Here is a 26,867-nt window from a genome sequence, read left to right on the forward strand (position 1 = left end):
CCCGGGCACGTCCCGAGGATCTCGTCTTCCCGGATTGCCTTGCCCCTGAAGGGCCGGACCTCAATTTCCGAGCATGCCGGGAAGCCGTAGACCGCTTTCTCGGGCGCAGGAGATGGCGTCCTCATAGGCGGCGTCGGCGTGCCGCCAGACGCCCGAGGCGGGATCGTTCCACAGCGCCGGTTCGAGCCGTTTGGCGGCCTCGGGCTTGCGATCGGCCACGATGACGGCGCCTGCGTGTTGGCTGAAGCCCACGCCGCCCCCGCCACCGTGGTGGAGCGACCCCCATGTGGCGCCGCTCGCGGTGTTCACGAGGGCATTCAGGAGCGGCCAGTCGGACATGGCGTCCAAGCCGTCCTTCATCGCCTCGGTCTCGCGGTTCGGGCTTGCCACCGATCTTGCCTTGGGTCTGTGGATGGTTCGGTGCGCCGCGGACATGGTCCATGCCCTTCTGCTCGAGCCGGCTGGCGAGATCAACGGAGTTATAGGAGGCGGCAGTGTCACGGAGTAGCCGCGGCCGGTGCGCCACTGTTGCGCTGTCACAGCCGGAGACGTCTATACACTAACACTCAAACTGGACCACTCAGTGGGGGCAGGCCAATCTAAACCAACTTTCGATTGGCCGCTTGGTCCGCGATCCGGACCTTAGCGTCTGAGATCCCGCTGCACTGGTCACTAATGACCGCTATTCCTTCCGCGCCGCAGCGGTCAGGACCAGAGGCCTTCATGCTACATCTGCGAGGGCTCTAGCTGGGTCACTTCCGGAAAGGGCTCGAGGCAGTCATCTGACTTTTTTTGTCGGATGACGGTTCTACCTCGAACTGCGGACATCAGGCGGCTCTCGTTCATCTGACCAAGCGCGCCACGACCTCCGGGCACGGGATACCGCTTGAGGAGCTCCCAGTGAGCGCGCGGGAGGGCAAGACGTCCAAGCTGATCGAGGAGTTGCGTGGAAAAGCTCCCGAGCGCCTCGGGCGCGTCTTCTGCTCCGTCGTCGCTAAAGCGCGTGGTGCCAACCGAGCAGGGTGCGACGTATGGGAAGTTGATCGATTTTGTGCATCGGCATACCTTACTGACGCAGACCCCAACATCGTGAGGAGCCCATGGGCACCAAGTGGATCGTCCGCGACGACGACAACTTCCACTATGGCAACGAGGACGAGCGCTACAGGTACGGCGCGTTCGGCAACTACGACGAGGCCGTCGCGGCCTGCAGGCAGATCGTGGACGAGTACCTCGATAGTGCCTCCGCGGACACCGCCGAGGCACTCTGGGACAGCTACACCTCCTTCGGCGAAGATCCCTGGATCGACGCCCCGCCGCCCACCGGATCAGAGCGGTTCTCGGCGTGGACCTACGCCAAGCAGCGCGCCTTCGAGCTTCGGCCTTCGGCAGAGACCTGATCGGAGAGCCCGCAAGTTGGCGGCAACAAACGGTACTATGGGCGTGCACCAAGCAACGTGATAGATGGCGCGACCGCGTCTTCTGGTAGTGGATACCGACGAGCCAGTTCCTCCTGCAGCGCTGCCCGGATGCTAACGACCTCTATCAGAATACTGTCCGCATCCTCGATCGCAGCATCAATTGTCCTTTGCTGGACTGGCTCGTCGATATGAAACCACTGAGCTGCCTTCCCACGTCCCCTCGTGAAGTAGTGCTCAATGCGCAACGCACCGTCGCCGTAGAACCATGCTCCGTGCGCTGCTGCGTTGCGGGGCTCGATGCCGTCCCGAATTCTCGGGATCAGCGCATGCAACCGCAGCCCGATGGGCGCAGGCGCCCAGCATGCCGCCTCCTTCAGCCCGTCGATGATCTTCCAGTTGTCTTTCTTTAGCCCGAGCACCTTTTCCCATTCAGAAACGGTGAACCTTCGTTTCCCATGGGCAATTTGAACGATGTGCCAACACCCCAGCTCGATGTGGGCGCACGTTTGCATGTAGATCGCGTGCTGCATCAGGAAACGGGCCGGCAACATGCCTTCGACCACTGTTCGCAAGGTCACAACCTCCGCTACAGCATTCTCGAGTATGGGTCGTCCTCGGCCGCCATGTCGAACCTCAGCTTTCCCAGTGAGGAGCTTCGACAATGCGGCACACGGGGACCGAGCAAGTCAACGCCTGACGACGCTCCCGCAACTGGCACATGAGACGGACACAAAGCCGTCGCCCGATAATGACGACCCGCAAGCAAGACTCTAAGTTATTGTTTTATTGCTGAAAATTGGCTCCGGCGGTAGGGATCGAACCTACGACCAATTGATTAACAGTCAACTGCTCTACCGCTGAGCTACGCCGGAACTGGGGGGTCACATATCAAGTGCGATTTTTCCTGTCCAGAGGGACCCCGGAAAAAATCCCCGATGCTCACGAGACGAGGCGAAAGCCGGTGTCGGCGGTGATTACCCCTTCGCTCTCGGCCAGGTTTCGTTCTTTAAGATCAATAAGATGCGCCAGAACGTTGCGGGCGGCGGCCGGCAGGAGGGCGGGCGGCGTCTCCGTGTAGATGTCTTCTGCAAGGGCCGCAGCCGTGCAGGAGCCCAGACGCCCGAGCGCGGCGAGGATCTGGGCCTCGCGGCCGCGGCGGTGTGCGACGAGTTCCGCCACGCGGCCCGCGGGGTCGGTCACTTCGGACCCGTGGCCGGGGTAGTAGAGCCTGTCGTGCCGGCGTGACAGGGCGTCGAGCGATGCCATGAAGGCCGTCATGTCACCATCGGGCGGCGAGACCAGCGATGTCGACCAGCCCATGACGAGGTCGCCGCTGAACAGGGCGCCGCGCCAGGCGAAGGACAGGTGGTTGGCCATGTGTCCGGGGGTTTCCAGCACCTCGATCTCGCCCCAGCCGCCGCCGATCACGTCGCCTGTGCCGATGCGCCGGTCCGGGGCGAAGTCCGAGTCGATGCCTTCGCCGCCGCCCACACCGCCCGCCTGCGCAAGCGCGGCCATCACCGGGCTGCGTCCCCAGTCCGACGGCCCGGCTGCCAGGACCGGCGCGCCGGTCGCCTCGGCCAGCGGGCGCGCGAGGGGCGAGTGGTCGAGGTGGGAATGGGTGACAAGGATCGCGCCGATCCTTTCGCCCGGATCGAGCGCGCCGAGGATCGCGGACAGATGGGCGTCGATCGCGGGGCCCGGGTCGATCACGGCGACCTCGCCGGTCCCGACGATGAAGGTGTTGGTGCCGTGGAAGGTCATCGGGGATGGATTGGGCGCGAGCACGCGCCGCAGATCCGCCTCGGGCCGGTCGACCGCGCCGCTTTCGCCCCTTTCCATCCCTGCCTGCCCCCGATTAGATGCGGCCATGACCCCGTTCTCCTGGCTCAAGCGTCTCGTGCCCCGAGGCATCTACGGCCGTGCCGCGCTGATCCTGAGCGTGCCGGTGCTCGCGGTCCAGCTTGTCGTCTCCTCGGTCTTCATTCAACGCCATTACGAGAATGTCACCGAACAGATGGCGCTTGCGCTCAGCTTCGATCTGAACCTGATCCTCGACATCTATGCCGCGCAAGGCGCCGAGGCGGGAATGGCGACGGCCGAGGCGCTGCATGTCGAAGTGGACATTCCTCCCCGCGGTCTGACCGAGGACCGGCGCGTGTTCTACGACCTCTCGGGGCGGGTGATGACCGATCTTTTCCGCGATCTCCTGCCCAACGTGCAGGCGGTGGACCTGGCCGAGAGCCACCGGCTCGCCATCATCGCCGTCGGCCCGGGCGATGGGCGACCGGCGATGGACCTCGTCGTCCGGCGACAGCGCGTGTCGGCCTCGAACCCGCACCAGCTTCTGGTCATCATGGCGTCGACGGGCATCTTCATGACGGCGCTCGCCTATCTCTTCCTGCGCAATCAGCTGCGCCCGATCCGACGCCTCGCGGCCGCGTCCGAGGCCTTCGGCAAGGGGCGGCGCGTGCCATATCACCCCGCCGGTGCCTCCGAGGTGCGCAGCGCGGGGCGCGCCTTCCTGGAGATGCGCGATCGCATCGAGGGCCAGATCGAGCAGCGGACCATGATGCTGTCGGGGGTGAGTCACGATCTGAGAACCCCGCTCACGCGGATGCGGCTGGGGTTGTCGATGCTGCCCGAAGAGCCGGAAGTGGAGGACCTTGTCCGCGATGTCGAAGAGATGGAGCGGCTGCTCGACACCTTCCTCGATTTCGCCCGTGGCGAGGCGCTGGACGATCCGGCCGAGGCCGACCCCGCGGCCCTCGCCCGCGGCGTGGTGGAGGCCGCCCGCCGCGGCGGCGGCTCGGTCACCTACGAAGGCCCCGAGACGGCGGCGCCCGTCGGCATGCGTCCGATGGCGGTGCAAAGGGCGCTGACGAACCTCGTTTCGAACGCGCTGCGCTACGGAGAGACGGCCGTGGTGTCCGTCGCTCTACTCGACGGCGCGCTCAGCTTCTCGGTCGAGGATGACGGCCCGGGCATCCCGCCCGAAAGCCGCGGCGACGCGGTGCGCCCCTTCGTGCGGCTCGACAGCGCCCGCAACCAGGACCGTGGCAGCGGCGTGGGCCTCGGGCTGGCCATTGCCGACGACATCGCCCGGCGGCATGGCGGCACGCTCCGGCTGGGCGAAAGCGCGCGCCTCGGCGGGTTGCGCGTGGACCTCGTTCTGCCGCGTTGAGCCTTCTTCGGTAACTCGGCCCGCGCGTCGCGGTGCGCCCGGCGAAGCTGGATGCTGGGAGGGGGGCGGAGGAGGGTGGTAGGCCCGGCAGGACTCGAACCTGCAACCAAAGCGTTATGAGCGCTCTGCTCTAACCAATTGAGCTACAGGCCCCGCCGGCGTCCACGCTTATTGGCGCGCCCCGGACACGTCAAGCGCGCTCGCTTGCGATGCGGGGGGGCATGGCCTAGGACAAGGCAGCGTGTTTCCGGAGTCCGTGCCAATGCCCCCGCTTTCGAGCCTCGCCCTCAGATATACCGCCTGGTTCGTGGGCCTGTCCTTTGCCTTCGGGATCCTGTCGAATCTCGCCGGTGTGCCAGGCAGCCTGGCCACGGGCGTGATCCTTGCCGCCGCTCCGGCTGCGGATGTGGGGCTGCAGGCCACCAAACGCGCCACGCGGAGGCTGGCTGTCCGCGACTGGACCGTGATCTGGGGCCTTTGCTTCGGCATCTACCTGCTGCTGGGGCTGATCGGTCCGGCGCTTCTGTTCCCGCCGCTGCGCGAGAGCCTGTCCGATCCCGCGGCGCTGGGACGGACCGCGCTTGTGATCGGCTCGACCGCGCTCATGATGACGCTGTTCATGTGGATCGGGAACCGCTCGGCCGGCGGGCGCGGGCAGGGCTGAGCACACGCGCGCGCCGCATGGACGTGGCCGTCGCCACCTGCTAACGCGGCGCCGGCAGGACGGAGGGCATGGCCATGACCGGGAAAAGTGACGGCACGGGCGGAACGGGCCTGACCTATGCGCAGGCGGGCGTCGACATCGACGCGGGCAATGCCCTGGTGGAGCGGATCAAGCCCGCCGCTGCGGCAACCGCGCGCCCGGGCGTCATGTCCGGGCTTGGCGGGTTCGGCGCGCTCTTCGATCTCAAGGCGGCGGGCTACAGCGATCCCATTCTTGTCGCGGCGACCGACGGCGTCGGGACCAAACTGAAGATCGCCATCGAGACCGGCGCCTTCGGAACCATCGGCATCGACCTTGTCGCCATGTGCGTGAACGACCTCGTCTGCCAGGGCGCGGAGCCTCTGTTCTTCCTCGACTATTTCGCCACCGGCAAGCTGGAGGTGGAGGCGGCCGCGCGGATCGTGGAGGGCATCGCCGAGGGTTGCGCGCGCTCGGGCTGCGCGCTGATCGGCGGCGAGACGGCGGAAATGCCGGGGATGTATGCGCCCGGCGACTTCGACCTCGCGGGCTTCGCCGTGGGCGCGATGGAACGCGGCGCGCATCTGCCGGCGGACGTGGCCGGGGGGGACGTTCTTCTCGGCCTCGCCTCGGACGGGGTTCATTCGAACGGCTATTCGCTGGTCCGCAAGGTGGTGGAGCGCGCGGGGCTGGCCTGGGATGCGGCCGCGCCCTTCGCCGATGCGCCGCTGGGCGAGGCGCTGCTGACGCCCACGCGGCTCTACGTGAAGCCTGCGCTCGCCGCGATCCGGGCAGGCGGCGTCCATGCACTGGCGCATATCACGGGCGGCGGCCTTACCGAGAACCTGCCGCGGGTCCTGCCTGACGGACTGGGCGCGCAGATCGACCTCGCGTCCTGGACCCTTCCGCCGGTCTTCCGCTGGCTCGCGGAGGAGGGGGGGCTGTCGCAGGCCGAACTTCTCAAGACCTTCAACGCCGGGATCGGAATGGTCGTCGTCGCCGCCGCCGACCGGGCCGGGACGGTCGAGGCCGCGCTGGCGGAGGCGGGCGAGACGGTCTTCCGCCTCGGCACCGTCGCCCCGGGCTCGGGCGTTGGCTATAGCGGCACGCTCGGGTGACACGGCGCGTCGGCATCCTGATTTCGGGCGGCGGGTCGAACATGCTGTCGCTCGTCCGCTCGATGACGGGCGATCACCCGGCGCGGCCCGTCTTTGTCGCCTCGAACGATCCGGGCGCGGGCGGTCTGGAAAAGGCGCGCGGCCTCGGCATCCAGGCCGTCGCCGTCGATCACCGCCCCTTCGGCAAGGATCGCGCCGCCTTCGAGGCCGCGCTGTCCGAGGCCATCGCGCCCTACGAGGCCGACATCCTCTGCCTTGCGGGGTTCATGCGCGTCCTGACGGCGGGGTTCGTCGAACCCTGGGCGGGGCGGATGCTGAACATCCACCCCTCGCTCTTGCCGAAATACCGCGGGCTCGACACCCATGCGCGCGCCATCGCGGCGGGCGACACGGAGGCCGGGTGCACGGTTCACGAGGTGACCCCGGCGCTCGACGACGGCCCGATCCTCGGCCAGGCGCGGGTGCCGGTCCTGCCGGGCGACACGCCTGGAACCCTCGCCGCACGCGTGCTGGAGCAGGAACATCTGCTCTATCCGGCCGTTCTTCGCCGCTATGCCGCTGGTGACAGAACGCCCGTCTTCCTGCCTGCACCGGTCTGAGACGGCTTTCCTTTCCCGCATCCCTCGCCTAAACCCGGCCAAACGAGCCGCGACGAGCCGGGATCGAGCCCCAAGTGCCTACAATTCTGACAACCACCGAAGCGCTGGCCGCCTTCTGCGAGAAGGCCGCGGGCGTTCCTTACGTTACCGTCGATACGGAGTTCCTGCGCGAACGCACCTATTTCGCGCAGCTCTGCCTCGTCCAGATGGCGCTGCCGGGGACGGATGAGGATGACGCGGTCCTCATCGACCCGCTGGCCAATGGCCTGTCGCTCGACCCGCTCTACGAGCTTTTCCGCAATCCCTCCGTGGTGAAGGTCTTTCATGCCGCGCGGCAGGATCTCGAGATCTTCCACGTGGAAGGCGGGGTCGTGCCCGCGCCGCTGTTCGATACGCAGGTGGCGGCGATGGTCTGCGGCTTCGGCGACCAGGTCGGCTACGAGACGCTGGTGCGCAAGATCGCCAAGGCCCCGCTCGACAAGTCGTCCCGCTTCACCGACTGGTCGCGCAGACCGCTGTCGGAGGCGCAGCAGGACTACGCGCTGGCCGATGTGACGCATCTGCGCCAGATCTACGAATACCTCAGCCGGGAGCTTGCGAAATCCGGCCGCACCCACTGGATGGAGGAGGAACTCGGCCAGCTGACCGATGCGTCCTCCTACGTGGTCGAGCCCGAGGAGGCTTGGCAGCGGCTGAAGCTTCGCAATTCCTCGCCAAAGCTTCTGGCCATCGCGCGCGAGCTTGCCGCCTTCCGCGAGCGCATGGCGCAGGAGCGGAACATCCCGCGCAGCCGCATCCTCAAGGACGACGCGCTGATGGAGCTGGTCTCGACCAAGCCCCGCACGCTGGCCGATCTCGCCAAGTCGCGGCTTTTGCTGCGCGAGGCGCGCAAGGGTACCGTTGCCGAGGGGCTGGTGGAGGCCGTGAACCGCGGGCTGGAGACGCCCCAGTCGGACTGGCCGCGCTTGCCAAAGGGGCGGGACCGCTCGGCGCTCAATCCCGCTCTGGCCGATCTGCTGCGGGTATTGCTCAAGGCCAAGGCCGAGGAATCGGGTGTCGCGGCCAAGCTTATCGCGTCCTCCAGCGATCTAGACGACATCGCGAGTGGCGAGCGTGACGGTCTCTGGGCGCGCGGCTGGCGGCGGGAGGTCTTTGGCGAGGATGCCTTGCGGCTGCTCGACGGCCGTATCGCGCTTGCGGCCGAGGGGGAGCGGGTGCGCACCGTTCCCGTCGGCGATTAACGCGATACCGACCGCCGGTTCTCGCGGCCGATCACCGTCACGCTTCTGAGCCCTTCGAGGTCGCCGCGGCCCAAGGCGACCGCCGCCACGAGCGAGCGCGTGGGCGCGGGGCCGGCCGTCGATGCCGCAGCCGGCGGTGCGGCGCGGAATTCGTAGACGATCTCACCGTCCGCACGCGACACCTCCACGAGGTCCGTCTGCCAATAGCCCTGCCGCTCGGCCAGCGCTGTCGCCGTCAGGATCGCGCCCGAGGTCGTCTGCTCGATCGTCAGAGACGTGATTTCACCCACCAGCGGCCGGGGATCGGCGGGGCGCCCGGTATCCTCGACCGTGATCCGTTCCTCCCTGTCGCCACCGAACCAGTTCAGCGGGTTGAGACGGCTTTGTCCGCAGGCCACGAGGCCGATGCAGAGGGTCAGGGCGATGAGCGCGCGCAGCATGGTGGCTCCGGGTTGGGGCGTGGTTCGCGGACCCGTGCCTATCCGAAACCAGTGGGCAAGAAAAGCCGCCATGCAAGTCGCGGGCTGGACGTCGGCGTGTGTGGCGCATACCTCAGGGTCAAACCGGATGGAGCAAGAGATGGCCACCGAAGCCTTCGAAGAGATCGCCGACACGTTCGAGTTCCTCGACGACTGGGAGGAGCGCTATCGACACGTGATCGAGATGGGCAAGGCGATGGAGCCGCTGGACGACGCCTTCAAGGTGCCCGCCACCAAGGTCGACGGTTGCGCCAGCCAGGTCTGGATCCTGCCGCGCATCGAGGGCGAGGGGCCGGGCGCGACCTTCGATTTCCAGGGCGACAGCGACGCGATCATCGTGCGCGGTCTGATCGCCGTGCTGCACGCGCTTTATGGCGGGTTGAACGTACGGCAGGTGGGCGATGTCGATGCCGCCGCCGAGCTTGCGCGGCTTGGGCTCGACGAGCACCTCTCCTCGCAGCGGTCCAACGGGCTCCGCGCCATGGTGGGCCGTATCCGCGCGCTGGCGGCGGAGCGGGCGGACGCCTGAAGTTCGCCCCACAAGGCGCTTTATTAAAACGAAAAAAGCCGCCCCGTGGGGCGGCTTGTTCATTAACGTGCGGCGCGGGTCAGCGGTTCTCGATTTCCACGTAGTCCCGCGTCGTCGCGCCGGTATAGAGCTGCCGGGGACGGCCGATCTTCAGGGCGGGATCGGCGATCATTTCCTTCCACTGGCTCACCCATCCGACGGTGCGCGCGACCGCGAAGATCGGCGTGAACATCGAGGTGGGGAAGCCCATCGCATCGAGGATGATGCCCGAGTAGAAGTCGACGTTGGGGTAGAGCTTCTTCTCGATGAAGTATTCGTCCTCGAGCGCGATGCGCTCCAGTTCCTTGGCGACCTGAAGCGTCGGATTGTTCTCGATCCCGAGAAGGTCCAGCACTTCGTCGGCTGATTGTTTCATCACCTTGGCGCGCGGATCGAAGTTCTTGTAGACCCGGTGACCGAAGCCCATCAGGCGGAACGGATCGTTCTTGTCCTTCGCGCGTTCGATGAACTCGGGGATGCGGTTGGTGCTGCCGATCTCGCGCAGCATCTCGAGGCAGGCCTGGTTGGCGCCGCCATGGGCGGGGCCCCAGAGGCAGGCGATCCCGGCGGCGATGCAGGCGAAGGGGTTCGCGCCGGAGGAGGAAGCCAGCCGCACCGTCGAGGTCGAGGCGTTCTGCTCATGGTCGGCATGCAGCGTGAAGATGCGGTCCATCGCCCGCGCGAGCACGGGGTCGACCTTGTATTCCTCGGCCGGCACGGCAAAGCACATGCGCAGGAAGTTGGCGGCATAGTCGATGTCGTTGCGCGGATACACGAAGGGCTGGCCGATCGAGTACTTGTAGGCCATCGCCGCGATCGTCGGCATCTTCGCGATCAGACGGTGCGAGGCGATCTCGCGCTGACGCGGGTCGTTCACGTCGGTCGAGTCGTGATAGAATGCAGACATCGCGCCCACGACGCCCACCATCGTCGCCATCGGATGCGCGTCCCGCCGGAAACCCCGGAAGAAGTTGTGCATCTGCTCGTGGATCATCGTGTGGTGCGTGATCGTGTGCTCGAAGGTCTCGAGCTCCGTCGACGACGGAAGCTCTCCGTAGAGCAGCAGGTAGCAGACCTCGAGGAAGTGGGACTTCTCGGCGAGCTGGTCGATCGGATAGCCCCGATGCAGCAACTCGCCCTTGTCGCCGTCGATGAAGGTGATCGAGCTGTCGCAGGACGAGGTCGAGGTGAAGCCCGGATCGTGGGTGAAGACGCCCGCCTGCGCGTAGAGCTTGCCGATGTCGACGACGTCCGGTCCGGCCGTCGGAGAGCGCATCGGCAAGTCGTAGCTCTTGCCGTCGATGATCAGTGTGGCGGTTCTGGTGTCTGCCATGGTCGTCCCTCTCCAACTGGCGCGCCGGGCGCGGGGCGCGCGCCGGCGATCGGGCTCGGGGGCAGGGGTCGTCCCGCCCCGGTCCCCGTCGCATAAAGCGGCCCCCTGCGTCAGTCGCGGGGAGCGGCGGCTTCGCCCAGGCGGGCCACGGTTTCCTCCCGGCCCAGGACGAGCATCATGTCGTACACACTCGGGCTGACGCTGCGGCCTGCGAGCGCTGCACGGAGCGGCGCGGCAAGCTGGCCGAATTTCAACCCGTGGGCCTCTGCCGTTGCGGTAAGCTTCGCCTCCAGCGTGTCCCGCGTCCAGCTAGCATTCTGCAGGTGCTCAGTCAATTCGCCCAGTATACCACGGGATACAGCGTCCAGCGAGCCCGCCGCCTTCCCGTCCGGGACGACCGGGCGTTGGACCAGTGAAAACTGGCCTTTTTCCAGCAGATCGGGCAGGGACTTGGCCCGTTCCTTGAGGCAATACATCGCAGCCGTCAGGGTGTCTTTCTGCGCCTGCGAAAGGGCCGGCTGCCCCGTCAGGGCGAGGTATGTCTCGATCTCGGCGACAAGGCTCGCGTCGTCCATCCGCGCGATGTGCCAGGACGCGACACTTTCGAGCTTCTTCATGTCGAGGCGCGCGGGCGATTTGCCGATCCCCTTGAGGTCGAACCAGTCCCGAGCCTGCGCGTCGGTGAACAGCTCGTCGTCGCCATGGCTCCACCCCAGCCGCGCGAGGTAGTTGCGCATCGCCGCCGCAGGAATGCCCATGGCCGCGTATTCCATGACGCCGGTCGCCCCGTGGCGTTTCGACAATTTCTTTCCGTCCGGCCCGTGGATGAGCGGAATATGCGCCCAGACGGGCTCGGCCCAGCCCATGGCGCGATAGATCTGCGCCTGGCGCGCGGCGTTGTTGAGGTGGTCGTCGCCCCGGATCGCGTGGGTCACGCCCATGTCGTGGTCGTCGACCACGACGGCCAGCATGTAGGTCGGTGTCCCGTCGGACCGCAGCATCACCATGTCGTCGAGTTGGTCGTTGCGAAAGGTGACGCGGCCCTGAACGGCATCCTCGATCACCGTCTCGCCCTCGCGTGGCGCCTTCAGGCGGATCGCATAGGGGGCGTCGGGGTGCTCGCTCTCGGGGACGTCGCGCCAGGGGCTGAGGAACAGCGTCGAGCGTCCCTCGGCCTTCGCGGCGTCGCGGAAGGCCTGGATTTCCTCCTGCGTGGAGAAGCACTTGTAGGCCGTCCCTCCGGCCAGCATCTGCGCCGCGACCTCGGCATGGCGGGGCACGCGCTCGAACTGGCTGACCGCGTCGCCGTCCCAGTCGAGGCCGAGCCACGTCATTCCGTCGAGGATCGCCTGCGTCGCCTCGGGGGTGGAGCGCGCGCGGTCCGTGTCCTCGATCCGCAGCAGAAACCTGCCGCCGCGCCCGCGGGCGTAGAGCCAGTTGAACAGCGCCGTGCGCGCCGTGCCGATGTGCATCGTGCCGGTGGGCGAGGGCGCGATCCGGGTGACGACGTCTTCGGTCATTGAACCCCCTTCGCGCACGGGCTTTCCGCCGTCCGCGTTAACCAGTTGGAAACCATGTCTTGGCAAGACGATGAGGACTTACCCGAGCGACAGGGAAGGGTGCAAGGGTGCGGGCGTCGGCCATCCTCTCCGCGCTCGACGCGGTGCAGCAGGGCCAGCGCGGCGCGCTGATGCCCTGGTCGCCCGTTGCGCTCGGCCTGGGCGTCGCGCTGTACTTCGCGCTGCCGGTGGAACCCGGGCCGCTCGCCTACGCCGCCGCCGCCGCCGTCGCGGTGCTGGGCGCGGCGATGCTGTTCCTGCGGCGCGAGGCGCTCGGCCCCCTCGGCCTCTGCCTCGCGCTCGCGGCGGCGGGGCTGATACTGGCGGGCGCGCGTGCCCACCAGGTGGCGGGGCCCGTGCTCGACTTCCGCTACTACGGGCCTGTGGAAGGCAGGATCGTCGGGATCGACCGCTCCGCCTCGGACGCGCTGCGGCTGACGCTCGACGAGGTGCGGCTCGACGATGTCGCGCCCGACCGCACGCCGCGCCGGGTCCGTGTCGCCCTCCATGGAAGGCAGGACTGGCTCGACCCCGAACCGGGCGCGCGCGTGATGATGACGGCGCATCTGTCGCCCCCTTCGGGGCCTGCCGAACCCGGCGGCTTCGACTTCCAGCGCCATTCCTGGTTCCTGTCGATCGGCGCCGTCGGCTACACGCGTTCGCCCGCGCTGCTGGCCGAGGCGCGCCCGCCCGGCGCCGCGGCGCTCTTCCATCTGCGCATGGACATGTCCGAGGGTATCCGCGCCCGCATCCCCGGCCAGCCGGGCGCCTTCGCCGCGGCGGTGCTGACGGGCGACCGCTCGGGGCTCGAGGCCGGCCCGGTCGAGGACATGCGCGACGCCAATATCGCGCACCTTCTCGCGATCTCTGGCCTGCACATGGGCCTGCTGACCGGCTTCGTCTATGGCGGCCTGCGGCTGATCCTCGCGCTCATTCCCGCGCTCGCGCTGCGCTACCCGATCCGCAAATGGGCGGCGGTGGGCGCGCTGGCGGCCGGCGCCTTCTACCTCGCGCTGTCCGGCGGAAACGTGGCGACCGAGCGGGCCTTCATCCAGGTCGCGGTCATGCTGGTCGCGGTGATGCTCGACCGCCGCGCGATCACGCTGCGGTCGGTCGCCATGGCGGCGCTGATCGTGCTCGCCCATCGGCCCGAGACGCTGTTCTCGCCCGGCTTCCAGATGTCGTTCGCCGCCACGGCCGCCCTTGTCGCGGTGTTCAACGCCTTTCGCGGGGCAGTCTGGCTGAAGTCCCGCGCCGGATGGCAGAAATGGGTGTTCGCTCTCGTGGTGTCCTCGGTCGTGGCGGGCCTCGCCACCGCGCCGTTCGCTGCGGCGCATTTCAACCGGATCGCGGTCTATGGCCTCGCCGCGAACCTCATGACCGTCCCGGTTATGGGAAGTCTCATCATCCCCGCCGCGGTGGTGGCCGCCGTTCTCTGGCCGTTCGGCCTATCGGAGATCGCGTTCGCGGTGATGGAGCCTGGGCTGATCTGGACGCTGGAGGTTGCCGCGCGGGTTTCCGACATGCCCGGCGCCGTCGACCATGTGCCGAGTCCGCCCACCCCCACCCTCGGCCTCGTGACCATCGGCGGCCTTGTCCTGATCCTCTGGCGGGGCAGGGCGCGGCTCGCCGGCTGCCTGCCCCTCGTGCTGGCCGCGCTGCTCTGGACGGGGGTGGAGCGTCCGACGCTCCTCGTGTCCGATACGGGCGGGCTCGCCGGGCTCATGACGCCGGAGGGCCGCACCCTGTCCCGACCGCGCGGCGATGGCTTCGTGGCCGGGGTGTGGCTCGAGAACGACGGCGATGGCGCCACGCAGGAGGCGGCCGCCGCGCGCCAGGGCTGGAGCACTGCGGGCGCCGGCGCATCGACCGAGATCGACGGCCTTCGCGTTTGGCATGGCGCGGGCCGCCGGGCGCTCGCCGAAGCGGCCATCGCCTGCGACACCCATGACCTCATCATCCTGTCGGAGCCGATGGAAGAGGCGGTGCCGCCGCTCCGGGGACGCCAACCGGACCTCGCGCTCCTCGAGCGCAGCGCCGGAGGTGCGCACGCCGCGCCCGGGCGCGCGGCGGATTGCGTGGTGATCGATCCGACCCTGCTTGCCATAACCGGTGCGCTGGCGATCGCACCCGGGCAAGGACCGGGGGCATACACGATCCGCACGGCCCGCGGCGCACAGGGCGCGCGGCTATGGACCTCGCTTCGGTGAGGTCTCAGTAGGTCCGGATCAGACCCACGAGCTTGCCCTGCACCGTCACCTGGTCCTCGCGCAGCACGCGCGTCTCATAGGCGGGGTTGGCGGCCTCCAGCGCGATCATGCCGCCCTTCCGGCGATAGCGCTTCAGCGTCGCTTCCTGGCCCTCGACCAGCGCCACGACGATATCGCCGTTGTCGGCGGTCCGGCCTTCCTCGATCACGACGATATCGCCGTCGTTGATCCCGGCCTCGATCATCGAATCGCCCCGGACCTCGAGCGCGTAATGGCTGCGCCCGGAACTCAGCATCTGCTGCGGCACCGCCACGTGGGAGGAGATCTCGCTGATCGCCTCGATCGGCGTGCCGGCTGCGATCCGGCCCATCACGGGCAGCTCCATCGCCGAGGCCGCGCTGACGGGCATCGCGCCGCGGGGCGGGTCGACGCGATCGCCCTCGATCACGCGGGGTGCGAAACCGCCGCTTTCCATCGCCTCGGGCATCTTCACGATCTCGATGGCGCGGGCGCGGTGCGCGAGGCGGCGGATGAAGCCGCGCTCCTCCAGCGCCGTGATCAGCCGGTGGATCCCGGACTTCGAGCGCAGGTCCAGTGCCTCCTTCATCTCGTCGAAGGAGGGTGGCACGCCGTCGCGCTGCACCCGCTTGTGGATGAACTCCAGAAGATCCCGCTGTTTCCGCGTCAGCATTCCGTTCTCCTCCTGCGGTGGGTCCTGTGGAAAACCCGGCGCCGCTCATGAACCGTTCGCGTTACGTTCTACACCTGTTCCGCAACTTCTGTCAACGAATCAGGTGCGTCATTCCGCGATGGGGCCCAGTGGGAGGTATTCGACGATCTCGCCCGCGCGCCGCGCACCGTCGCCGATGGGACGCACGAGAAGCCCGTTGGCCCGGCTCAGGATCGACAGGAGCGAACTGTCCTGCCGGTCGAACGGCACGATCTCGGGGATCTCGCCGGTGGGGAAGACCTCGGCGCGCATGTAGTGTTCGCGCGGCCCGTTCGGTCCGAGATCCGCGCCGAGCCGCGCGCGCCGCCGCCGCCGCTCGCCTGCCCTGAGCCCCAGGAATGCACGCAGCATCGGCACGAGGAAGAGATGCCCGCAGACAAGCGCCGAGACGGGGTTCCCCGGCAGCCCGAGCATCGCCGCCCCGCCGAGACGTCCCGCCATCAGCGGCTTTCCCGGCCGCATGGCGATCTTGTAGAACGCGCGCTCCATCCCCATCCCGCCCGCGACCTCGCCAACGAGGTCATGGTCGCCCACCGAAGCGCCGCCCACCGTCACAATCAGGTCCGCGTCCGAGGCGAGCGCGAAGACCGCCGCCAGGCTCTCGCGGTCGTCCCGTGCAATCGGCAGAAGCCGCGCCTCGCCACCCTCCGCCTCCACCAGCGCCTTGAGACCATAGGTGTTCGAGGCGACGATCTGGTCGTCCCGCGGGGCCTCGCCGGGCAGGACCAGCTCGTCACCCGTGGCGATCAGCGCGACGACCGGCTTTCGCGTCACGGTCAGGACGGGCGCATTCATCGCCGCGGCGAGCGAGAGATCGGCGGGCGTCAGCCGCCGAGGCGCCTCGAGGCGCGCACCCTTGCGGAAATCGGCGCCCGCCGGGCGCACATGCGGCCCTTCGTCGAGCGCGGCGCCGATCACCATCGTCTCGCCGTCCCGCGTCACGTCTTCCTGGATCACGACCCGGTCCGCACCCTCGGGCAGGGGCGCGCCGGTGAAGATCCTGAGCGCCTCGCCCGGACCGATCTCTCCGTCCCACGCCCGACCTGCCGGCGCCTCGCCCACCACCCGAAGCCGCGCGCCCGGCACCGCATCCGTGCCGCGCACCGCGTAGCCGTCCATGGCCGAGGCCGCGAAGGGCGGCTGGTCGCGTGTCGCGAAAACCGGCCCGGCCAGCACGCGCCCGGCGGCCTCCGACAGCGGCACGCGCTCGTCCGGCAGGACCCTCGTCAGCGCGAGACAGGCCGCGAGCGCCTCCTCGACCGTGATCACGCCCGCCCCCCTTCATCTTTCTTCAAATACGCAACCGCGCAGGCCCTGCGCGCGGCGTGGCCGACGGCTCCCGCAGGGGGCCCGAGGTCGCGCCGGCAAGGGTCGGGGCCGAAGGCCGCGAAAACCCTCATCGCGCCGCCTCGTAGCGTCCGGACTTGCCGCCCTCCTTGAGCACAAGCCGCACGCCGCCGATCTCCATGCCCTTCTCGGCGGCCTTCAGCATGTCGTAGACCGTCAGCGCCGCGACCGAGACGGCGGTCAGCGCCTCCATCTCCACCCCGGTCTGGCCGTTCGTCTTCACGGTCGCCGTGATCCTGACGCCGGGCAGGTCGGGATCCGGCACCAGCTCCACCGCGACCTTGGTCACCGGCAATGGATGGCAGAGCGGCACGAGGTCGGCGGTCCGCTTCGCCCCCATGATCCCGGCCAGCCGCGCGACGCCCAGGACGTCGCCCTTCGCCGCCGTCCCGGCCTCCACCAGCGCGAGCGTCCCGGCACTCATCCGCACATGTCCCTCCGCCACGGCAAGCCGCGCGGTCGCAGCCTTTTCCGAGACGTCGACCATGTGCGCCCGACCGCCCTCGTCGAAATGGGTCAGCTTGCCGCTCATGCCGCCGGCACCGGATCGGCGAGGATCGCGCGGGTCGCAGCCGCCACGTCCGCCTGCCGCATCAGGCTTTCGCCGATGAGGAAGGACCGCGCGCCATGGGCGGCCATCTCGGCGAGATCGGCGGGCGTGAACAGGCCGGATTCCGAGATCAGCATGCGGTCGGAAGGCGCCCGCGCGGCCAGCCGCTTCGTCGTCTCCAGCGTCGTCTCGAACGTGTTGAGGTCGCGGTTGTTGATGCCCAGAAGCGGGCTTTTCAGCTTCAGCGCCCGGTCGAGCTCGGCACCGTCATGCACTTCGATCAGCGCGTCCATGCCCCAGTGCAGCGCGGCGTCCTCCAGTTCCGCCGCCAGCCCGTCATCGACGCTGGCGAGGATGATGAGGATGCAGTCCGCCCCCCAGGCGCGCGCCTCGGCCACCTGGTAGGTATCGTAGAGGAAGTCCTTGCGCAGGACCGGCAGCGACACCGCCGCCCGCGCCCGGCGCAGGTAGGCCGGCGCGCCCTGGAAGGATGGCGTGTCGGTCAGGACGGAAAGACAGGTGGCCCCGCCCTCCGCATAGGCCTGCGCCAGCAGCGGCGGGTCGAAATCCGCGCGGATCAGGCCCTTGGAGGGGCTCGCCTTCTTGATCTCGGCGATCAGGCCGTAGCCCGTCGCCTCCGCCGCCTTCAGGGCGGCGCCGAAGGGGCGGACGCGGGGCGCGTCGCGCGCCTCGGCCTCGATGACGGACAGCGGGCGCTCGGCCTTGGCGGCGGCGATCTCCTCGAGCTTGTAGGCCCGGATACGGTCGAGAATGGTACTCATGGCCCCGTGGTTTACGGATGCCGCGGCCCCATGTCCATCGGCCTCGCGTCGACGATCGCGCGGCGCGCGGCGCCGGCGTCTTCGCCTGCTGCCAGTGGACCTCGGCCCCGTCGACCTGACGGAGCCAGGGGTGGAGATGCGCGGCGAGGCGCGGGTCGAAAGGGCTTTCGCCGCTTTCGGGCCGATCGGCGGGCAGACCCGATCAAAATGCGCATGTTCCTCGCGCGACAGGTCTTGCGCGCGCCCGGTCACGCCTTTCCCGGGGGTGTCGATGGACAGCAACCGGACATCGACGGAACCGCCTTCGAGCCTGTCGTGGAAGCGTCTTTTGCGGATGGAATCGAGCGTCGGCCCGTCAGGCTCCCGGAAATCGCGGTCGCCGGTGTCCCGTCTCCGCGCCTCGGGATGACAGTCTCCGGACCGTTCCGCCCGGCCTCAGCCGCCGCTCGTGATCCGCGCCAGCGTCTCGACCGCGCGTTTCGCGAGCCCTGAATCGATGCTCTCGGCCGCGACCTCGACCCCGTCGCGCAACTCCGCGACCTTGCCCGCCACCACCAGCGCCGCCGCCGCGTTCAGGAGGACCGCGTCGCGGTAGGCGCCCGGCGCGCCCTCGAGCAGCGCGCGGAGCGCATCGGCGTTCTCCTGCGGGGTGCCGCCGAGGATGTCGCGGAAGGGATGAACCGGCAGGCCCGCATCCTCTGGGTGCACGACGCGGCCGCGCACGCGCCCGTCCTTCAGTTCCGCCACCTGCGTCGGCCCCGAGATCGAGACCTCGTCGGTCCCATCCTCTCCATGGACCAGCCAGGCGGCCTCGGACCCCAGCTCCTGCAGGGTCTCGGCCATCGGGAAGATCAGGTCGATCGCGAAGGCGCCTGTCAGCTGCCGTTTGACCCCCGCCGGGTTCGTCAGCGGGCCGAGGATGTTGAAGATCGTCTTGGAGCCGAGCTCGGCCCGAACGGGCATCACGTGCTTCATCGCCGGATGGTGCATCGGCGCCATCATGAAGCCGATCCCGGCCTCGGCGATCCCGCGTTCCACCACCTCGGGGCCCACCATCACGTCGATCCCGAGTGCGGTCAGCGCATCGGCCGCGCCCGACTTCGACGAGAGGTTGCGGTTGCCGTGCTTGGCGACCGGCACGCCCGCGCCCGCCACGACGAAGGCCGTGGCCGTGGAGATGTTGAGCGTCCCCTTGCCGTCGCCCCCGGTGCCGACGATGTCGATGGCGTCCTCGGGCGCTGTCACCTTGACGCATTTCTCGCGCATCACCTTGGCGGCGGCGGCGTATTCCGCGACCGACTCGCCGCGCGCGCGCATCGCCATCAGGAAACCGCCCATCTGTGCCGGCGTGGCGGTGCCCTCGAACAGTTCCTCGAAGGCGGCCTCGGCCTGCGACCGGCTGAGCGGCCCCTCGGAGGCCGCGTAGATCAGGGGCTTCATCGTGTCGCTCATGCCGCTGCGCCCTCCAGCGCGTCTGTCAGGAAATTCTTGAGAAGCGCGTGGCCATGTTCGGACCGGATGCTCTCGGGGTGAAACTGCACGCCCTCGATGGGCAGCCTCCGGTGCCGGAGACCCATGATGGTGCCGTCATCCAGCTCGGCGGTGATCTCCAGGTCCTCGGGCAGGCTCGCACGCTCCACGACGAGGCTGTGATAGCGCGTCGCCATCAGCGGCGAGGGGAGGCCCGCGAAGACGCCGCGCCCCTCGTGGCGGATGGACCCGAGCTTGCCGTGAACGATCTCGCTGTGGCGGACGACCTTGCCGCCGAAGGCCTCTCCGATCGCCTGATGGCCGAGACAGACCCCGAAGAGCGGAAGGCCGGCGCCCGCGGCGGCCCGGATCAGCGGGACGCAGATGCCTGCCTGCGCGGGGTCGCAGGGACCCGGCGAGACGACGATCGCCTCGGGGCGCATCGCCAGCGCCTCCTGCACGGTCAGGGCGTCGTTCCGCACCACGCGAACCTCCGCGCCGAGCTCGCCCAGGTAATGCACGAGGTTCCAGGTGAAGCTGTCGTAGTTGTCGATCAGCAGCAGCATTCCGCGCGCCTCGCAAAAGGGGGTGAAGGCGCCGCGCGCCCGGGCTATACATGTTTCAAAGCCGCGCCCCGGGGTCAAGCAGGACACCCGGGCGAACGAACGGCGACGGATTGGGCCGGGCGCCGCGCGACAGATGACGCGCGGCCCTGCGAGAGCGGTGGACACCCGGCGGGGCAGGCCGGGCGCGAGAGAAAGGTGGGCAGCGATGGGCGGTGGTGTCATCCTTGGCATGGTCTGGGGACTGGTCGTGTCCGTTGTCGTGCTGGCGGCGGTCTCGCTGAGCACGCCGCTTCCGCCGCGGCCCGGCGCGCCTGCGGCCAGCGGCGGCGCGATCACCGCGACGCCCGAAGCCTCCATGCCTGAGCCACCCGCCGAAGAGGCCGCCGAAGAGGCCGCCGCCGAGGCCGCCCACGCGCCGGCAGATCCGGCGCCCGCAGCCGAAACGGCCCCTGACGCGACCCCGGAAGCCGATACGCCGCCGCCCCCGGCGGCGCCCGAGCCCGACGCGACCGGGGAGACCGGTTCCCCGACGGCGCCCGCCACGGCCCCGGCGACCGGCGCGCCGGCCGATACGATCCCGCTTCCGGCCGGGTCCGAGTTCAACCGGCCCCCGCCCGAGGAAGACGCCGTCCTGCCCGGAACCGACGCCGCGCCCGGCGGCAGGTCGCCCGACGCCCCGCCATTGCCGGACCAGACTTCGGCGGGCGGGATCGATACCGCGTCCGCGCCGCTGCCCGATGTCGTGTCGGCCGCCGCGGCACCACCCGTGCCGGAGGCGACGCAAGCCGGCCCCGGCGCGGTGGCCATGGCCGCAGCGGGCGGCGATGCGGCACAGGCGCCCCCGGTGGTGCGTCCCGCCCGCCTGCCCGTACCCGTCCCGGACGCAGCCGCCGAGGCCGATGCCGAGGCCCCCGCCGCCGCGCCGGCCGATCCGCTTCCGGCACCTGAAGCGGTGGCGGAAACCGCCCCGGATCCCGTGCCAACCGCGCCGGAGCCTGCCGCAGGCGCCGCGCCGCCCGAGACCGGAACCGCCGCCGCGCCAGAGCCTCCCGCGCCAGCCACCGCCATTGCCGACGCCACGCCACCGCCCGTCGCGGCCGACATGCCGAACGTTGTGCGCCTCGTTCCACCGAGCGAAAGCGCGCCGCTCGGCCTCGCGCCCGTCGATGACCTGACGACCCCGGCTGTCGCCCCCGAACAGGCCCCCGCCGCGACACCGACCCGTCCCCGCGTCATCCGTCCCGGAGCAGGAACGGCCGTGGGCCAGGGCGATGGCGCCGGTCCGGGCCGGACACTCCCCCAGGTGGTGACGCCGGGCCGAAGCACCATGCTGCCCGACCTCGAGGATCCCTCCGCCGAGACTGGCAATGCAGCCGATGAGGCCGAGGCGGATCCCGCCGGCCCCCCTGCGGACGGCGATCTCCCCGCGCTCGTCGCCTATGCCGCAGTCTTCGACGAGACCGAGACACGGCCGCTGATCGGCATCGTCCTGATCGACGAGCCCGACGCGCGCCTCGATATCTCGACGCTGACCGGCTTTCCCTTCCCGGTCGCCTTCGCCGTCGATCCCATGCGCCCCGATGCGGCCGAGCGGGCGGCGACGTTCCGCGCCGCGGGCTTCGAGGTTCTGATGCTCGGCAGCGCGATCCCGGTGGGCGCGACGGCCTCCGATACCGAGGTGGCGCTTGCCGCCGCGCGCGCCCGCGTGCCCGAGGCGGTCGCGCTGATGGACACGCCCGACAGCCGCATCCAGTCCGACCGCGCGGTGCTCGAGGCAGCCGTCGGAGCGATCTCCGAACTGGGCCAGGGCCTCGTGGCCTTTCCGCGCGGCCTCAACACCGCCGAGCAGATGGCGGCCCGGGCCGATGTTCCTGCGGTCACGGTCTTCCGGCTTCTCGACGACGAGGGACAGCGCGCGACCCTCATCACGCGGTTTCTCGGACGCGCCGAGTTCGCCGCGGTGCAGGAGGGCGGGGTGATCGTCGCGGGACGCACACGGCCCGACACGGTGACCGCGCTCTTTTCCTGGGCGCTCGGCAACCGCAACGAGGGCGTGGCGATCGCGCCGGTTTCCGCCGTGCTCCGGCGGCTCGCCGAAGACGGCTGACGCGGCCGATCCTTGCAAGGATCGCAGGCAGGCTTTTGCAAAAGCCTGCCGCCCGCCGGGGCGGGCAAGACCCTTTCAAGGGTCTATCGGGGCTTTTTGCAAAAAGCCCCTGCCGGCGCGTCAGGTGTTCCCGCGGCCCGAGAACAGCCCCGCGTCTTCGGCGGCACGGCGGATCGCGCGGCTCTTGTTCACCGTTTCCATGAACTCGGCCTCGGGGTCGCTGTCGTAGACCACGCCGCCGCCGGCCTGGATATAGAGCTTGCCATCCTTCACCACCGCGGTCCTGAGCGCGATGCACATGTCCATGTCGCCGCCCGCGCTGAAATATCCGACACCGCCGCCATAGACGCCGCGCTTCTCGGGCTCCAGCTCGTCGATGATCTCCATCGCGCGGACCTTGGGCGCGCCCGAGACCGTCCCGGCCGGGAGACCCGCGAGCAGCGCGGAAAGCGCGTCCTCGTCCTCGCGCAACTCGCCCACCACGTTCGACACGATGTGCATCACATGGCTGTAGCGCTCGACGATGAATTCCTCGGTCGGCCGCACCGTGCCGATCTTCGCCACGCGGCCGACGTCATTGCGCCCGAGGTCGAGCAGCATGAGGTGCTCGGCCAGTTCCTTCTCGTCCGACAGAAGATCGGCCTCGAGCGCCCGGTCTTCGTCCGGTGTCGCGCCGCGGGGGCGGGTTCCGGCGATGGGCCGGATCGTGACCTCGCCGCCGAAGACCCGCACGAGGATCTCGGGGCTCGCGCCCACGACCTGGAAGGGGCCGAAATTGAAGTAGAACATGAAGGGCGAGGGGTTGGTGCGCCGGAGCGCCCGGTAGAGCGCGAAGGGCGGCTCGGGGAAGTCGAGCGTCCAGCGCTGCGACGGCACGACCTGGAAGATGTCGCCCGCGCGGATATAGTCCTTGGCCTTTTCCACCGCCGCGAGATAGTCCGCGTGGCTGAAGTTCGACACGGGCTCGCCCAGCGGCCTCGCCGCGCCCATCTCCCGTGTCGCCGCCGCCGGCGCGCGCTCGAGGTCGCGCAGCGCGTCCGACACCCGCTCGGCCGCCTGGGCGTAGGCCGCCCGCGCCGACAGGCCGGACGAGGTCCAGGCGGGCGCGACGACCGTCACTTCGCCCTTCACGCCGTCCAGGACCGCGATCACGGAGGGCCGCATCAGGACCGCGTCGGGCAGGCCGAGCGGGTCGGGGTTCACGTCCGGAAGGTGCTCGACCAGCCGGATCATGTCGTAGCCGAGATAGCCGAAGAGACCGGCGGCCGCGCCGGGCAGGTCCGCGGGCATGTCGATGGCGCTTTCGGCCAGCAGGCTCCGCATCGCGGTGAGGGGCGGCTCCGCGCAGGGCTCGAACGCCTCGCGGTCGTAGCGCGCGGCGCGGTTCAGCCGCGAGGTCTCGCCGCGGCATTCCCAGATCAGGTCGGGTTTCATGCCGATGATCGAATAACGCCCGCGCACCTCGCCGCCGGTGACCGATTCCAGGATGAAGGCGTCGCGGCCCGCATCGGCGAGCTTCAGCATCACCGACACCGGCGTGTCGAGATCTGCCGCGAGACGGGCATAGACGAGCTGGTTCCGGCCCGCCGCCCAGCCGGCCTCGAACGCCGCGAAATCCGGGGTCAGGGCCATGGCGCGCGCCTCACGGAAACTGTGCGTGGACCGCGTTGATCACGCTCTGGTCCAGGCTGATCCCCGCATCGGCCTGCAGGGCCTGGCCATAGCTCTCGAAGATGTCCTGCGCCATGGACTGCGTCACTGTCTGGTTCAGGATCTGCAGAAGGATGCCCGTGTCCGGGGCGTCGCGCGCGGCGGGATGCACCGCGTCGAGGCGGACGATATGCGCGGCGCGCGCGGCGGGGATGGCCACGACGTCGCCCGGTTCGGCAAGCTGGAAACTCTGCACCACCAGCGTCGGGGGCATGTCGGGCAGGAAGTCCTGCCGCCGGACGCGCCGTTCGGTGGCGACGTCGCCCAGGTCCTCGAGCGTGGCGCCGGTGGCGATCTGCGCCACGAGCTGGTCGGCGCGTTCGGCCAGCGCGTCCCGGATCGCGCGCGTCGTCCAGGCATCGGCGACCTCGTCACGGATCTCGGCGAGCGGCGGCACGGCCGGCGGCACCACTTCGTCGAGGCGAAGCGCGAAGATGCCGCCGTCCGAAAGGTCGAGCACTTCGGGGAAGTCGCCTTCCTCGGCCAGCGCGGCGGCTTCGCGGAACGCGTCGTAGCCCGCGATCCCCTCTTCCGAGATCGGGGTGAAGTCGATGGCGCCCAGCTCCATCGGCGTCGTCTCGACCAGTTCCTCCAGCGTCGCGCCCGAGGCGAGCAGATCGTCGATTTCCTCGCGCATCGCGCCGATCTCGCGGCGTGCCGCGTCGTCGGCCAGTTCCTCGCGCAGGTCGCCGCGCGCCTCCTCGAAGCTCGTCTCGGTCGCTTCGAGAACCGCGTTGACGCGGTAGAGCGCGGGGCCGAGCGGCGAGGGCAGGGGGCCGAGGATCTCGCTTTCGGTGTCGGCGAAGATCACCTCCGCCGCGCCGGCAGGCAGGTCGCCCCGGGCGACTTCGCCGATATCGACGTCGTCGATGGTCAGATCGCGCTCTTCCACCAGGGTGTCGAAATCGGTCTCTCCTGCCGCGATGGCGTCGAAGGCTTCCTGCGCCGCCTCCTCGCTGCCGAAGGCGAGACGCTCCAGCAGCCGGCGTTCGGGCTGGCGATAGAGGTCGATGCGCTCGTCATAGAGCGCCCGGAGCGAAGCCTCGTCGATCTCGACGCTGTCCATCATCTGCCCGGGCGTGAGCCAGGCATAGGTGATGCGCCGCGCCTCGGGGCGCTCGAACCGGTCGGCGTTCTCCTCGTAGAAGGTCTCGAGATCGGCCTGCGTCGGCACCGGAAGGTCACCCTCGAGACTGTCCTCGGTCAGCGTGAGGATCGTGAGGTCCCGCGTCTCGCCCTGGAAGGCGGCAATGGCCTCGCCGTAGAGGCCCGGCGGGCGGATGCCGCCGACCACGGCGGTCTGGAGCAGCGCGCGCGAGGTGTCCTCGCGCACGTCTTCCTCGAACTCGCGCGGGCCGAGACCTTCCTGTGCCAGCAGGAATTCGTAGGACTCGCGATCGAAGCTGCCGTTGACCCCCTGGAAGGCCTCGAAGGCCTGGATCTGGCGTGCGACCTCGGCATCGCCCACTGACAAGCCCATCGCGCGGGCCTCCTCGGCCAGCGCCGCGCGCGCCACACGGGCGCGCAGGACCGCCTCGTCGAGGCCACGAGCGCGCAGGTCGGCGAGGTTCACCGGCGTCTGCGTCTGGGCGATCTGGGCGCGGATCTCGTTCTGGAGGGCGCGGGCGTAATCCTCGGCGGTGATGTCGGTCTCGCCCACCTGGCCCAGCCGGCTGGCCCCGCCGCCGAAGGACCCGATGCCGAACCCGGCGAGCGCCACGAAGAGAAGGCCCAGAATGACCCAGACGAAGACGTTCGAAAGCTTCTTCGCGGCCGATTTCGCCATGGTCGTGATCCTCCTGCGCCCGCGTCCCCGGGTGCGCGCACCCTTTCGTTCCGGCGTGACTTACGCGCTCGGGCGCGGCCCGGCAAGGGTTGCGGAACGCCCGGTCAGGGAACGAGGCCGGCCAGCCGGTCGCAGACCTCGGCAAGTCCCGCGGCGTCCGCGTTCGCGAAGGCGATGCGCAGCGTCGCCTCGGCCTGCCCGTCGCCACCCTCGGCCCTGAGCGGCCCGAACATCGTGCCGGGGAGGGTGAGGATGGAGGCTTCCTCCACCAGCCGTTTCGCGACGGCGTCGGAGGGCATGTCGAACGGGTGGCGTGCGTAGGCGAAATAGGCGCCGCAGCCCAGAAGCTGCCAGCCCGAAAGCCGCTGGAACCCAGCGGTCAGCGCGTCGCGTCGGGCGAGGATTTCGCGCCGCTCGCCCGCGAGCCAGTCGCCGAGGTTCCGCATTCCCCAGAACGCGCCGATCTGGCCCACCTGGGGCGCGCAGATGGCCACGGTGTCGAGGAACTTCTCCACCTCGGCCAGGCGCCCCTCGGAGGCCATGAGCGCGCCGACACGGTGGCCGGTCAGGCGGTAGGCCTTGGAGAAGGAATAGAGATGAATGAGCGTGTCGTCCCATTCGGGATCGGCAAAGAGATCGTGCGGCGCCTCCTCCGAGCCGAGGAAATCGCGGTAGGTCTCGTCGACGATCAGCGCGATGCCGCGGGCGCGCGCAAGCTCGAGGAAGGCGCGCAGGAGGGCGGGAGGATATTCCACGCCCGCCGGATTGTTCGGCGTGACAAGCACGATGGCCCGCGTGCGTTCGGTGATCAGCGCTGCCGCGCGGTCGGGGTCGGGCAGCAGGTCATCGCCGGTCGCAAGCGGGATGGTCCCGATTCCCGACATGTCCAGCCACATCTTGTGATTGAAGTAGTAAGGAAGCGGCAGGATCACCGCGTCGCCGGGTCCTGCCAGTGTCGCCATGGCGGCGCAGAAGGCCTGGTTGCATCCCGCGGTCACGGCGACCTGATCGGGCCGGACCGTGCCCCCGTAGGACTGCGACCATTGCGCCGCAAGCTCCTGGCGGAGTGCGGGCAGGCCGAGAACCGGGCCGTAGAGATGCGCCGCCGGGTCGTTCAGGATCGCCTCGGCCATGGCGCGCGCCAGGGGCTGGGGCGGGGGATCGACGGGGGCCGCCTGGCTGAGGTTGATGAGCGGCCTGTCGCCGGGAAAGTCCCGGCCGGCGATCCAGCGGCGCGCCTCCATGACCGGGGGCGGGAAGGTCGCGGCCATGTTCGGGTTCAGCGGCTGCATCGGGACCTCGTGGATGGGAGGGCCAGTGGCCCTTGAACCTGGGTCTGGACCTGGGCCCTTGACCTTGGACGGGACTGCATGCGCGGGGGTGCGCGCTTGCTCGGATGGGTTCGGCCGGTCGTGGCCGCGCGGG

General features: G+C 69.5%; 23 protein-coding genes, 2 tRNA genes and 2 pseudogenes. 9 read left to right on the forward strand and 18 right to left on the reverse strand.

Annotated features, from left to right (window positions below; genetic code table 11):
• Nucleotides 1–60: 60 nt before the first annotated feature.
• Both N8I71_RS11725 and N8I71_RS11730 read right to left on the reverse strand, forming a co-directional pair.
• Nucleotides 61–393, reverse strand: a pseudogene (locus N8I71_RS11725) (urocanate hydratase); the annotation flags it as partial.
• Nucleotides 392–547, reverse strand: a pseudogene (locus N8I71_RS11730) (IS3 family transposase); the annotation flags it as partial. The pseudogenes N8I71_RS11730 and N8I71_RS11725, both read right to left, overlap by 2 nt.
• Before the next feature lie 553 nt (nucleotides 548–1,100).
• On the opposite strand from N8I71_RS11730, the gene N8I71_RS11735 reads away from it, so the two are divergent.
• Nucleotides 1,101–1,400 (forward strand): hypothetical protein, encoded by a 300-nt coding sequence (locus tag N8I71_RS11735; protein ID WP_262878175.1) that lies wholly within the window; start codon nucleotides 1,101–1,103, stop codon nucleotides 1,398–1,400.
• A 35-nt stretch (nucleotides 1,401–1,435) separates the two neighbouring features.
• Here the strand turns inward: N8I71_RS11735 and N8I71_RS11740 are convergent, their stop codons facing one another.
• From N8I71_RS11740 to N8I71_RS11750, 3 genes are all read right to left on the reverse strand, one after another.
• Entirely contained in the window at nucleotides 1,436–1,993 is a 558-nt protein-coding gene (locus tag N8I71_RS11740; protein ID WP_262878176.1) for a hypothetical protein, read from the reverse strand.
• A 225-nt stretch (nucleotides 1,994–2,218) separates the two neighbouring features.
• Nucleotides 2,219–2,293 (reverse strand) — tRNA-Asn (locus N8I71_RS11745).
• Nucleotides 2,294–2,360: 67 nt separating this feature from the next.
• Nucleotides 2,361–3,263 (reverse strand): MBL fold metallo-hydrolase, encoded by a 903-nt coding sequence (locus tag N8I71_RS11750; protein WP_262878289.1) that lies wholly within the window; start codon nucleotides 3,261–3,263, stop codon nucleotides 2,361–2,363.
• Between the two features lie 28 nt (nucleotides 3,264–3,291).
• Here N8I71_RS11750 and N8I71_RS11755 point away from each other — a divergent pair, with 28 nt between their 5' ends.
• Nucleotides 3,292–4,605: an ATP-binding protein gene (locus N8I71_RS11755; RefSeq protein ID WP_262878177.1), complete on the forward strand. Its 1,314-nt coding sequence runs from the start codon at nucleotides 3,292–3,294 to the stop codon at nucleotides 4,603–4,605.
• A gap of 76 nt (nucleotides 4,606–4,681) precedes the next feature.
• Here N8I71_RS11755 and N8I71_RS11760 read toward each other — a convergent pair.
• Nucleotides 4,682–4,758: transfer RNA gene (locus N8I71_RS11760), tRNA-Ile, on the reverse strand.
• A gap of 109 nt (nucleotides 4,759–4,867) precedes the next feature.
• Between N8I71_RS11760 and N8I71_RS11765 the strand changes: the two genes are divergently transcribed.
• The 4 genes from N8I71_RS11765 (at nucleotide 4,868) to rnd (ending at nucleotide 8,245) form a co-directional block, all read left to right on the forward strand.
• Nucleotides 4,868–5,269 (forward strand): hypothetical protein, encoded by a 402-nt coding sequence (locus tag N8I71_RS11765; RefSeq protein ID WP_262878178.1) that lies wholly within the window; start codon nucleotides 4,868–4,870, stop codon nucleotides 5,267–5,269.
• A gap of 74 nt (nucleotides 5,270–5,343) precedes the next feature.
• Nucleotides 5,344–6,405 carry a phosphoribosylformylglycinamidine cyclo-ligase gene (gene purM, locus N8I71_RS11770; protein ID WP_262878179.1) on the forward strand — a complete coding sequence of 354 codons (1,062 nt, stop codon included), beginning with the start codon at nucleotides 5,344–5,346 and terminating at the stop codon, nucleotides 6,403–6,405.
• Entirely contained in the window at nucleotides 6,402–7,004 is a 603-nt protein-coding gene (purN, locus tag N8I71_RS11775) for a phosphoribosylglycinamide formyltransferase (protein ID WP_262878180.1), read from the forward strand. Before purM ends, purN begins: the two co-directional genes overlap by 4 nt.
• 74 nt (nucleotides 7,005–7,078) lie before the next feature.
• Nucleotides 7,079–8,245, forward strand: coding sequence for a ribonuclease D (gene rnd, locus N8I71_RS11780; RefSeq protein WP_262878181.1), 1,167 nt, complete (start codon nucleotides 7,079–7,081; stop codon nucleotides 8,243–8,245).
• On the opposite strand, the gene N8I71_RS11785 is transcribed toward rnd, so the two are convergent.
• Nucleotides 8,242–8,685 carry a hypothetical protein gene (locus tag N8I71_RS11785; protein WP_262878182.1) on the reverse strand — a complete coding sequence of 148 codons (444 nt, stop codon included), beginning with the start codon at nucleotides 8,683–8,685 and terminating at the stop codon, nucleotides 8,242–8,244. The genes rnd and N8I71_RS11785 overlap by 4 nt on opposite strands.
• A gap of 139 nt (nucleotides 8,686–8,824) precedes the next feature.
• Here N8I71_RS11785 and N8I71_RS11790 point away from each other — a divergent pair, with 139 nt between their 5' ends.
• On the forward strand, nucleotides 8,825–9,253 hold the full coding sequence (locus N8I71_RS11790; RefSeq protein ID WP_262878183.1) for a SufE family protein: 429 nt from the start codon (nucleotides 8,825–8,827) through the stop codon (nucleotides 9,251–9,253).
• A 79-nt stretch (nucleotides 9,254–9,332) separates the two neighbouring features.
• Here the strand turns inward: N8I71_RS11790 and gltA are convergent, their stop codons facing one another.
• Both gltA and gltX read right to left on the reverse strand, forming a co-directional pair.
• On the reverse strand, nucleotides 9,333–10,625 hold the full coding sequence (gltA, locus tag N8I71_RS11795; RefSeq protein ID WP_262878184.1) for a citrate synthase: 1,293 nt from the start codon (nucleotides 10,623–10,625) through the stop codon (nucleotides 9,333–9,335).
• Between the two features lie 110 nt (nucleotides 10,626–10,735).
• Nucleotides 10,736–12,145 carry a glutamate--tRNA ligase gene (gltX, locus tag N8I71_RS11800; RefSeq protein WP_262878185.1) on the reverse strand — a complete coding sequence of 470 codons (1,410 nt, stop codon included), beginning with the start codon at nucleotides 12,143–12,145 and terminating at the stop codon, nucleotides 10,736–10,738.
• Between the two features lie 107 nt (nucleotides 12,146–12,252).
• Here gltX and N8I71_RS11805 point away from each other — a divergent pair, with 107 nt between their 5' ends.
• Nucleotides 12,253–14,394, forward strand: a complete 2,142-nt coding sequence (locus tag N8I71_RS11805; RefSeq protein WP_262878186.1) for a ComEC/Rec2 family competence protein — start codon at nucleotides 12,253–12,255, stop codon at nucleotides 14,392–14,394.
• A 4-nt stretch (nucleotides 14,395–14,398) separates the two neighbouring features.
• On the opposite strand, the gene lexA is transcribed toward N8I71_RS11805, so the two are convergent.
• The 6 genes from lexA to N8I71_RS11835 form a co-directional block, all read right to left on the reverse strand.
• On the reverse strand, nucleotides 14,399–15,085 hold the full coding sequence (gene lexA, locus N8I71_RS11810) for a transcriptional repressor LexA (protein ID WP_262878187.1): 687 nt from the start codon (nucleotides 15,083–15,085) through the stop codon (nucleotides 14,399–14,401).
• Nucleotides 15,086–15,193: 108 nt separating this feature from the next.
• Entirely contained in the window at nucleotides 15,194–16,393 is a 1,200-nt protein-coding gene (locus tag N8I71_RS11815) for a molybdopterin molybdotransferase MoeA (protein ID WP_262878188.1), read from the reverse strand.
• 127 nt (nucleotides 16,394–16,520) lie between these two features.
• Nucleotides 16,521–17,003 (reverse strand): cyclic pyranopterin monophosphate synthase MoaC, encoded by a 483-nt coding sequence (moaC, locus tag N8I71_RS11820; RefSeq protein WP_262878189.1) that lies wholly within the window; start codon nucleotides 17,001–17,003, stop codon nucleotides 16,521–16,523.
• Entirely contained in the window at nucleotides 17,000–17,803 is an 804-nt protein-coding gene (gene trpC, locus N8I71_RS11825) for an indole-3-glycerol phosphate synthase TrpC (RefSeq protein WP_262878190.1), read from the reverse strand. The genes moaC and trpC overlap by 4 nt, the downstream gene beginning before the upstream one ends.
• 435 nt (nucleotides 17,804–18,238) lie before the next feature.
• Nucleotides 18,239–19,255, reverse strand: coding sequence for an anthranilate phosphoribosyltransferase (gene trpD, locus N8I71_RS11830; protein WP_262878191.1), 1,017 nt, complete (start codon nucleotides 19,253–19,255; stop codon nucleotides 18,239–18,241).
• Nucleotides 19,252–19,839, reverse strand: a complete 588-nt coding sequence (locus tag N8I71_RS11835; RefSeq protein ID WP_262878192.1) for an anthranilate synthase component II — start codon at nucleotides 19,837–19,839, stop codon at nucleotides 19,252–19,254. Before N8I71_RS11835 ends, trpD begins: the two co-directional genes overlap by 4 nt.
• A 205-nt stretch (nucleotides 19,840–20,044) precedes the next feature.
• Between N8I71_RS11835 and N8I71_RS11840 the strand changes: the two genes are divergently transcribed.
• A complete protein-coding gene (locus tag N8I71_RS11840) occupies nucleotides 20,045–21,946 on the forward strand; it encodes a divergent polysaccharide deacetylase family protein (RefSeq protein ID WP_262878193.1) in 1,902 nt (633 codons plus the stop codon).
• Nucleotides 21,947–22,066: 120 nt separating this feature from the next.
• On the opposite strand, the gene trpE is transcribed toward N8I71_RS11840, so the two are convergent.
• From trpE to N8I71_RS11855, 3 genes are all read right to left on the reverse strand, one after another.
• Nucleotides 22,067–23,578, reverse strand: coding sequence for an anthranilate synthase component I (gene trpE / locus N8I71_RS11845; protein ID WP_262878194.1), 1,512 nt, complete (start codon nucleotides 23,576–23,578; stop codon nucleotides 22,067–22,069).
• A gap of 10 nt (nucleotides 23,579–23,588) precedes the next feature.
• A complete protein-coding gene (locus N8I71_RS11850) occupies nucleotides 23,589–25,442 on the reverse strand; it encodes a peptidylprolyl isomerase (protein WP_262878195.1) in 1,854 nt (617 codons plus the stop codon).
• A 104-nt stretch (nucleotides 25,443–25,546) separates the two neighbouring features.
• A complete protein-coding gene (locus N8I71_RS11855; protein ID WP_262878196.1) occupies nucleotides 25,547–26,734 on the reverse strand; it encodes an aminotransferase in 1,188 nt (395 codons plus the stop codon).
• Nucleotides 26,735–26,867 lie beyond the last annotated feature (133 nt).

This window comes from Roseicyclus sediminis (assembly GCF_025515305.1).
Classification (GTDB): Bacteria; Pseudomonadota; Alphaproteobacteria; order Rhodobacterales; family Rhodobacteraceae; genus Roseibacterium; species Roseibacterium sediminis.